The 9,116-nt window shown below is 31.8% G+C and carries 9 protein-coding genes; 4 read left to right on the forward strand and 5 right to left on the reverse strand.

Annotated elements, in window-relative coordinates:
- Positions 1-260: 260 nt before the first annotated feature.
- Positions 261-1,178, reverse strand: a complete 918-nt coding sequence (locus IDG60_RS21270) for a diacylglycerol/lipid kinase family protein (protein ID WP_000429006.1) — start codon at positions 1,176-1,178, stop codon at positions 261-263.
- Between the two features lie 90 nt (positions 1,179-1,268).
- Here IDG60_RS21270 and IDG60_RS21275 point away from each other — a divergent pair, with 90 nt between their 5' ends.
- The gene (locus tag IDG60_RS21275) at positions 1,269-1,370 is read left to right on the forward strand and encodes a hypothetical protein (protein WP_031760357.1); all 102 of its coding nucleotides are present in this window, start codon (positions 1,269-1,271) and stop codon (positions 1,368-1,370) included.
- 77 nt (positions 1,371-1,447) lie between these two features.
- Here the strand turns inward: IDG60_RS21275 and IDG60_RS21280 are convergent, their stop codons facing one another.
- The 4 genes from IDG60_RS21280 to IDG60_RS21290 all read right to left on the reverse strand — a co-directional run bounded on the left by IDG60_RS21280 (position 1,448) and on the right by IDG60_RS21290 (position 4,680).
- Positions 1,448-2,953: a peptide MFS transporter gene (locus tag IDG60_RS21280; protein ID WP_000193751.1), complete on the reverse strand. Its 1,506-nt coding sequence runs from the start codon at positions 2,951-2,953 to the stop codon at positions 1,448-1,450.
- Between the two features lie 65 nt (positions 2,954-3,018).
- A complete protein-coding gene (locus IDG60_RS23505; RefSeq protein ID WP_001788366.1) occupies positions 3,019-3,264 on the reverse strand; it encodes a hypothetical protein in 246 nt (81 codons plus the stop codon).
- Between the two features lie 29 nt (positions 3,265-3,293).
- Entirely contained in the window at positions 3,294-3,794 is a 501-nt protein-coding gene (queF, locus tag IDG60_RS21285) for a preQ(1) synthase (RefSeq protein ID WP_000930014.1), read from the reverse strand.
- A gap of 19 nt (positions 3,795-3,813) precedes the next feature.
- The gene (locus IDG60_RS21290) at positions 3,814-4,680 is read right to left on the reverse strand and encodes a DMT family transporter (RefSeq protein WP_001068501.1); all 867 of its coding nucleotides are present in this window, start codon (positions 4,678-4,680) and stop codon (positions 3,814-3,816) included.
- 800 nt (positions 4,681-5,480) lie between these two features.
- Between IDG60_RS21290 and nrdI the strand changes: the two genes are divergently transcribed.
- The 3 genes from nrdI (at position 5,481) to nrdF (ending at position 9,036) form a co-directional block, all read left to right on the forward strand.
- Positions 5,481-5,879, forward strand: a complete 399-nt coding sequence (gene nrdI / locus IDG60_RS21295) for a class Ib ribonucleoside-diphosphate reductase assembly flavoprotein NrdI (RefSeq protein WP_000692521.1) — start codon at positions 5,481-5,483, stop codon at positions 5,877-5,879.
- Positions 5,842-7,947: a class 1b ribonucleoside-diphosphate reductase subunit alpha gene (gene nrdE, locus IDG60_RS21300; RefSeq protein WP_000855514.1), complete on the forward strand. Its 2,106-nt coding sequence runs from the start codon at positions 5,842-5,844 to the stop codon at positions 7,945-7,947. The genes nrdI and nrdE overlap by 38 nt, the downstream gene beginning before the upstream one ends.
- Positions 7,948-8,064: 117 nt before the next feature.
- A complete protein-coding gene (gene nrdF, locus IDG60_RS21305) occupies positions 8,065-9,036 on the forward strand; it encodes a class 1b ribonucleoside-diphosphate reductase subunit beta (protein WP_000562498.1) in 972 nt (323 codons plus the stop codon).
- Positions 9,037-9,116 lie beyond the last annotated feature (80 nt).

Genomic DNA, 9,116 nt, shown 5'->3' on the forward strand with positions numbered 1-9,116 from the left:
ATTATTATAAATCGGATGAATGTGTTAATCTATGGCAGATTACACGTCATCCGATTTTTTATAGAATTTGAAAAAGACGCATAAACCACTATGATTTAAAATACAACATCAATCATTTTAGTGGCATGCGCCAAAATTATATGTCTGTTTTTGAAACAGGGTAATAGCTTAAAGCTAATAAAAACGAATATAAGGTGCGTTGAATCTTATGATTACACTCCAAACCTAATATAATATCGGGTCAAGATCATTCCGGATGCTTACAAATCATTGACAGTAAGTAACTGAATAGCATTTGGTATAACCTCAATATCAATAGGTGTTTCTAATGAAATTTCGCCATCAATATCAACTTTCATTGCTGGATCTGTTGTAAGTGAAATCTTTTTACCAGGTATATGCTCAATACCTTGAGTAATTTCATTCCAATTCATGCTATCACGCTTTTTAAAAATATCATTTAAAATACTGAAACTTTGTTCATTAAAAATGAAAGTGTTCAGTTCACCATCTTGAGGAGACAAATCAGTCAATGGTATACGACTACCACCAATGAATGGACCATTTGCTGTTAGTATCATGGTCGTTTCGCCAGAATATGTCTTATCATCTATTGATAATTGATAATTAAATTGTGTTGGATTTAGCAGTGTTTTGACAGTTGATCCAATATAACTCAATTTACCAAATATATCTTTTGAACCATCTTGTACGTTTTCAGCGTTTTGAACAATGAGACCTAAGCCAACAAAGTTGAGTGCATATTGATTATTTATTTTAATTACATCGTATGTACCAACTTGTGCAGAAATCATTTGTTCACTAGCTTGTTTATGATTAGGTGCTATATTTAGCGTTTTTGTAAAATCATTAAAAGTACCGCCTGGTAAAATGCCAATAGGGAGTTGAAGGTCATGTGACATAACACCATTTATAAGTTCGTTAACCGTGCCATCACCGCCAAGAATAAATAATATATCTACATCTTTTGCATAGTTTTTAGTTTTGATTTCTTGGCAATATTTAATAATGTCACCTTCGTTTTCACTCAATTGAATAGAAAGATGCTTACAAATTGAACTTAATGCTGTTGTAACTTCCCCAATACCTTGATTAATATTTTTTAATCCACTGTGTTCATGGTAAAAGAGGACACCATGTGTATATTTATTTTCCATAGTTTAGCCTACTTTCTAAAAATTGGTTCATTAAATATATATACCCACTTTTAATTGTTAATACCAAAAATATGTTTTTAAATAGAGAAAATGGTAATAACTGACATTGATGTCTATAGAGTGGGACGAGAAAATATAGTTATAGCTGTCTATAACGAGCATATTAAGCTTTTATTTATACTGATATCTTGAATTTAATTAATAGAAACCTATAAAAAAACAGTAAGCCATTTAAATGACTTACTGTTTTTTGAATTAGGCCAACAATATTAACGTATACCTTTCATCGCTTTGATGATTAAAGGTGAGAATGCTAATACAATTGTTGTAACAATAATTGCAACAACACCTAGGAAAATAAAGTAATTTGTTTGACCTAGTGGTTCTATTAACTTAACTAAAGTACCATTGATTGCTTGTGCAGAAGCGTTAGTTAAGTACCAAATACTCATCATTTGGGCATTAAATGCTTTAGGTGCTAACTTAACAGCAGCACTATTACCCGTTGGTGATAAGCATAGCTCACCGATAACACAAATAATGTACGATAAAATAACCCAGTTAACTGAGAAGTTTGATGAACCTGATGCATAACCTACAATACCAATTAGTATGTATGACGCACCTGCTAAGAACGTACCAATTGCAAATTTTACTGGCAGGCTAGGTTGTTTAGTTCCAAGCTTTTGCCATAAAAGTGAAATAATTGGAGCTAATAATAAAATAAATAATGGGTTAATTGATTGGAAGATCGCTTCACCAAAGTTTGTTTTCCAACCAAATAAGTTTAATTTCATATCTGAATGTTCAATTCCATATATGTTTAATACATTAGACCCTTGTTCTTGAATAGCCCAGAACACCATTCCAAGAATAAATAATGGAATAAATGCTTTAACACGAGAACGTTCAGTATCAGTGACATCTTTACTTCTAATAATTAAAGTGAAGTAAATGATTGGTAATGCAATACCTAATACTAAAACAGTATTACTAACTAAGTTAAATGATAATGAGTTAGTTAATGCACCAATAACGATAATTAATACAATTGCTAAGACAACACTTCCGATAATAAGACCATACTTTTTCTTTTCAGCTGGTGTCAATGGGTTAGTAGGTTTCATACCAACGCTACCTAAGTTTTTGCGGTTGAAAAGTACATACCATACTAAACCTAATGCCATACCAACTGCTGCAATCAAGAATCCGCCGTGGAAGTTTTTAACATTAACAAAGTGTTGCAAAATAATAGGTGATAATAATGCACCCATATTAACTGACATATAGAAAATAACAAAACCTGCATCCATACGTCTATCATTTTCAGGATATAAACGGCCAACGATATTTGAAATGTTTGGCTTCATTAAACCTGAACCAATAATGATGAAGAACATTGATGTGAATAAGCCGATTAATGCAAATGGTAAGCTTAAACAAATATGTCCGATAATAATAAAGACTGCACCTAATAAAGTAGCGCCTCTAGTGCCTGTAATTCTGTCAGCAATCCATCCGCCTGGTATTGATGTCATATAGATTAATGAACCATAAACTGACATAATTGACATAGCTGTTGTTTTATCAATTCCAAGGCCATTATCTGTTACGGCAAAGTACATGTAGAAAATGAGTAGGGCACGCATGCCATAATAACTAAACCTTTCCCAGAACTCTACAAAGAAGAGTACGCCTAGTCCTCGAGGATGCCCGAAAAATCCTGTTTGAGGTATGTCTTGAATTTGATTTCCATGGGAGTTTTGTTGTGTCATGTATACATCCCATCCTTTCTTCCCCTAATACAATAGTTTAAGTAAATTTGATTGTGCCTTATCAACTAAATATTCCAACAAATCACAAAAAAATAAAAATATTGAGAATATTCTGTTATTAAGCGCGCACAATTAATTAGAGATAATATAAAAATATACTTATTGACGTTAAAGTGCAATAGGTTTCTATAAAAATGTTGTTTAATTCGTGTACTAATATTCTTTTGGTGTACTTTGGTATAAAATGTTATTTTAATGTAACCTATTATGTATGCTAAATGAAAAACACACCAATAAGTTAGGAAAATCAACTTATTGGTGTGTTTATTAAATGATACATTTAACGATTATCTATTTTTTCGGGATATAAATCATGATTCATCAAACGATGCTCAGCCATTTTTTCATATTTAGAATTTGGACGTCCATAGTTTGTATAAGGATCAATAGAAATTCCACCACGTGGTGTGAACTTGCCCCAGACTTCAATATAATGTGGGTCCATAAGCTCTATCAAATCATTCATAATAATATTCATACAATCTTCGTGAAAATCACCGTGATTTCTGAAACTAAATAAGTATAATTTCAAAGATTTTGATTCAACCATTTTAACATTTGGAATATATGAAATATAGATAGTTGCAAAATCTGGTTGCCCAGTAATTGGACATAATGATGTAAATTCTGGACAGTTGAATTTTACGAAATAGTCACGACCTTGATGCTTATTATCAAACGATTCTAATACATCAGGACGATAGTCAAAATTGTAAGTATTGTCTTGATTTCCTAATAAAGTTATATCTTGTAATTCATCTTGTTGACGGCCATGTGCCATATAAAGCGCTCCTTTAAATTTATTTTTTTATTATTTTGGCGTCTCGGCGTGCTTTTTCAAACATGTAATAACTTGCACCGATAATAACGACGTAACCTAATGTTGCATAGAAATCTGGAGATTCTCCGAATAGAACAAATCCAAGTATTGCTGTGAAAATTATAGATGCATACGTAAAAATAGAAATATCTTTTGCTGCTGCAAAACTATATGCTAAAGTAACACCAATTTGACCCACAGCGGCAGCTAAGCCAGCCCCTAATAGATAAAGTATTTGCATCTGACTCATTGGTTCATAAGTATATGCAGTGAAAGGTATTAAAACGATGACAGAAAATAAGGAGAAGTAAAATACTATAGTATATGGTGCTTCTCTTGAACTAAGTGCTCGAACACATGTATATGCTGATGCTGCAAAAATACCTGAGAATAAGCCAGCTAATGATGGAATCATAGATGATGAAAATTCAGGTTTCACTATTAAAAGCATACCTAAAATAGCAATTATCATTGCTGTAATTTGATACTTCCTTACCTTTTCATGTAAGAAAACAATGCTTAATAAAATCGTCCAGAAAGGATTGAGTTTCATTAATGAATCGGCATCACTAAGTACCATATGATCAATGGCATAAATATTTAACAATACACCAATAAGTCCAAGTGTTGATCGTGTTATTAATAAGGGTTGACTTGAAAGTCTGCCAAACATTGGCTGATGGTATTTATATAAAAAAAATAATGGAATAAACATTGCTACTAAGTTTCGTGCTAATGATTTTTGAAAAACAGGAAGGTCACCTGCAAGTCTGAAAAACACTGACATAAAACTGAAACCAATAGCCGAAATTAAAATGGCAATGATACCTTTTACTTTAGGATTCAATTTTATCGCCTCTTTTATATAAAATTAACGTATTTATATTAGCATAAAACAACATGTTGTGCATAAATAGTTGAAATTTACTATAAAAAGACTATAATAGACTGTACCGAACAAACGTTCTGTGTTTATTTGTCGGAATAATAGGGCATTACACTTTTATGAATGTTTGTGTTATTACATAAAACAAATATCAATTCAGTATCAAGCTAATAAGCTTTTTCTTGATTTCTGTTGATACAATTGAGATTGACACAGATTCAAAAAAATCAAGTGATATCTACTAAAAAATTTTTTTAAATTTGTTCAAGTTTTTCTAATTTAGTATTGGTGCCTAGTTGGAACGTTTTACGAACATTCGATTAGAAAATGGCACTTTAAATCATAGTGTGTCTTATGTATAATGAAACACATAATATAGTGTTGGTGAAACGAAAAAGACACAATATCTTGTGTTTTGTATGCAAATGCTTTATTTATGAAGAAATTACATTTAAAAGTAATTTAACACAGAAATTTAATAGTTATTATCAATTAATAGTCATATTTTTAGAAAATGTACTGAGCAAATGGAAGATATCCAATGATGTAAATACTACATATAGTGATTTTTATACATTCAACCCATATAAGCTACTATTTTCTCAAATATAAATCTATGCAATTGGTTTACATTTGAGAAAATAAGTAGCTTCATTATAGTTAATACAATGCTGAGATAACCATAGTAACCATGTTGTTAAAGCATTTTTTAATTGGAATGACTACTTTATTTAAAAGGGTTGAAGAAAGAAGGTGATCCAATGAAAATAATATATTTTTCATTTACTGGAAATGTCCGTCGTTTTATTAAGAGAACAGAACTTGAAAATACGCTTGAGATTACAGCAGAAAATTGTATGGAACCAGTTCATGAACCGTTTATTATCGTTACTGGCACTATTGGATTTGGAGAAGTACCAGAACCCGTTCAATCTTTTTTAGAAGTTAATCATCAATACATCAGAGGTGTGGCAGCTAGCGGTAATCGAAATTGGGGACTAAATTTCGCAAAAGCGGGTCGCACGATATCAGAAGAGTATAATGTCCCTTTATTAATGAAGTTTGAGTTACATGGAAAAAACAAAGACGTTATTGAATTTAAGAACAAGGTGGGTAATTTTAATGAAAACCATGGAAGAGAAAAAGTACAATCATATTGAATTAAATAATGAGGTCACTAAACGAAGAGAAGATGGATTCTTTAGTTTAGAAAAAGACCAAGAAGCTTTAGTAGCTTATTTAGAAGAAGTAAAAGACAAAACAATCTTCTTCGATACTGAAATCGAGCGTTTACGTTATTTAGTAGACAACGATTTTTATTTCAATGTGTTTGATATTTATAGTGAAGCGGATCTAATTGAAATCACTGATTATGCAAAATCAATCTCGTTTAATTTTGCAAGTTATATGTCAGCTAGTAAATTTTTCAAAGATTACGCTTTGAAAACAAATGATAAAAGTCAATACTTAGAAGACTATAATCAACACGTTGCCATTGTTGCTTTATACCTAGCAAATGGTAATAAAGCACAAGCTAAACAATTTATTTCTGCTATGGTTGAACAAAGATATCAACCAGCGACACCAACATTTTTAAACGCAGGCCGTGCGCGTCGTGGTGAGCTAGTGTCATGTTTCTTATTAGAAGTGGATGACAGCTTAAATTCAATTAACTTTATTGATTCAACTGCAAAACAATTAAGTAAAATTGGGGGCGGCGTTGCAATTAACTTATCTAAATTGCGTGCACGTGGTGAAGCAATTAAAGGAATTAAAGGCGTAGCGAAAGGCGTTTTACCTATTGCTAAGTCACTTGAAGGTGGCTTTAGCTATGCAGATCAACTTGGTCAACGCCCTGGTGCTGGTGCTGTGTACTTAAATATCTTCCATTATGATGTAGAAGAATTTTTAGATACTAAAAAAGTAAATGCGGATGAAGATTTACGTTTATCTACAATATCAACTGGTTTAATTGTTCCATCTAAATTCTTCGATTTAGCTAAAGAAGGTAAGGACTTTTATATGTTTGCACCTCATACAGTTAAAGAAGAATATGGTGTGACATTAGACGATATCGATTTAGAAAAATATTATGATGACATGGTTGCAAACCCAAATGTTGAGAAAAAGAAAAAGAATGCGCGTGAAATGTTGAATTTAATTGCGCAAACACAATTACAATCAGGTTATCCATATTTAATGTTTAAAGATAATGCTAACAGAGTGCATCCGAATTCAAACATTGGACAAATTAAAATGAGTAACTTATGTACGGAAATTTTCCAACTACAAGAAACTTCAATTATTAATGACTATGGTATTGAAGACGAAATTAAACGTGATATTTCTTGTAACTTGGGCTCATTAAATATTGTTAATGTAATGGAAAGCGGAAAATTCAGAGATTCAGTTCACTCTGGTATGGACGCATTAACTGTTGTGAGTGATGTAGCAAATATTCAAAATGCACCAGGAGTTAGAAAAGCTAACAGTGAATTACATTCAGTTGGTCTTGGTGTCATGAATTTACACGGTTACCTAGCAAAAAATAAAATTGGTTATGAGTCAGAAGAAGCAAAAGATTTTGCAAATATCTTCTTTATGATGATGAATTTCTACTCAATCGAACGTTCAATGGAAATCGCTAAAGAGCGTGGTATCAAATATCAAGACTTTGAAAAGTCTGATTATGCTAATGGCAAATATTTCGAGTTCTATACAACTCAAGAATTTGAACCTCAATTCGAAAAAGTACGTGAATTATTCGATGGTATGGCTATTCCTACTTCTGAGGATTGGAAGAAACTACAACAAGATGTTGAACAATATGGTTTATATCATGCATATAGATTAGCAATTGCTCCAACACAAAGTATTTCTTATGTTCAAAATGCAACAAGTTCTGTAATGCCAATCGTTGACCAAATTGAACGTCGTACTTATGGTAATGCGGAAACATTTTACCCTATGCCATTCTTATCACCACAAACAATGTGGTACTACAAATCAGCATTCAATACTGATCAGATGAAATTAATCGATTTAATTGCGACAATTCAAACGCATATTGACCAAGGTATCTCAACGATCCTTTATGTTAATTCTGAAATTTCTACACGTGAGTTAGCAAGATTATATGTATATGCGCACTATAAAGGATTAAAATCACTTTACTATACTAGAAATAAATTATTAAGTGTAGAAGAATGTACAAGTTGTTCTATCTAACAATTAAATGTTGAAAATGACAAACAGCTAATCATCTGGTCTGAATTAGCAGATGATTAGACTGCTATGTCTGTATTTGTCAATTATTGAGTAACATTACAGGAGGAAATTATATTCATGATAGCTGTTAATTGGAACACACAAGAAGATATGACGAATATGTTTTGGAGACAAAATATATCTCAAATGTGGGTTGAAACAGAATTTAAAGTATCAAAAGACATTGCAAGTTGGAAGACTTTATCTGAAGCTGAACAAGACACATTTAAAAAAGCATTAGCTGGTTTAACAGGCTTAGATACACATCAAGCAGATGATGGCATGCCTTTAGTTATGCTACATACGACTGACTTAAGGAAAAAAGCAGTTTATTCATTTATGGCGATGATGGAGCAAATACACGCGAAAAGCTATTCACATATTTTCACAACACTATTACCATCTAGTGAAACAAACTACCTATTAGATGAATGGGTTTTAGAGGAACCCCATTTAAAATATAAATCTGATAAAATTGTTGCTAATTATCACAAACTTTGGGGTAAAGAAGCTTCGATATACGACCAATATATGGCCAGAGTTACGAGTGTATTTTTAGAAACATTCTTATTCTTCTCAGGTTTCTATTATCCACTATATCTTGCTGGTCAAGGGAAAATGACGACATCAGGTGAAATCATTCGTAAAATTCTTTTAGATGAATCTATTCATGGTGTATTTACCGGTTTAGATGCACAGCATTTACGAAATGAACTATCTGAAAGTGAGAAACAAAAAGCAGATCAAGAAATGTATAAATTGCTAAATGACTTGTATTTAAATGAAGAGTCATACACAAAAATGTTATACGATGATCTTGGAATCACTGAAGATGTGCTAAACTATGTTAAATATAATGGAAACAAAGCACTTTCAAACTTAGGCTTTGAACCTTATTTTGAGGAACGTGAATTTAACCCAATCATTGAGAATGCCTTAGATACAACAACTAAAAACCATGACTTCTTCTCAGTAAAAGGTGATGGTTATGTATTAGCATTAAACGTAGAAGCATTACAAGATGATGACTTTGTATTTGACAACAAATAACAATTAAATTAAAAGACCTTCACATGTAAAGGGAAATAGCGATTCGTTTCGTCTTGTCTCCTACATGTTGAAGGTCTTTT

Source organism: Staphylococcus sp. EG-SA-2 (assembly GCF_017152085.1).

Bases quoted from the DNA above. Each gene is read 5' to 3' on its own strand.
- nrdI (WP_000692521.1), top strand. From the start codon at position 5,481: ATGAAAATAATATATTTTTCATTTACTGGAAATGTCCGTCGTTTTATT.
- IDG60_RS21275 (WP_031760357.1), top strand. From the start codon at position 1,269: ATGGTAATAACTGACATTGATGTCTATAGAGTGGGACGAGAAAATATA.
- queF (WP_000930014.1), bottom strand. From the start codon at position 3,794: ATGGCACATGGCCGTCAACAAGATGAATTACAAGATATAACTTTATTA.
- IDG60_RS21280 (WP_000193751.1), bottom strand. From the start codon at position 2,953: ATGACACAACAAAACTCCCATGGAAATCAAATTCAAGACATACCTCAA.
- nrdF (WP_000562498.1), top strand. From the start codon at position 8,065: ATGATAGCTGTTAATTGGAACACACAAGAAGATATGACGAATATGTTT.
- nrdE (WP_000855514.1), top strand. From the start codon at position 5,842: ATGAAAACCATGGAAGAGAAAAAGTACAATCATATTGAATTAAATAAT.
- IDG60_RS21270 (WP_000429006.1), bottom strand. From the start codon at position 1,178: ATGGAAAATAAATATACACATGGTGTCCTCTTTTACCATGAACACAGT.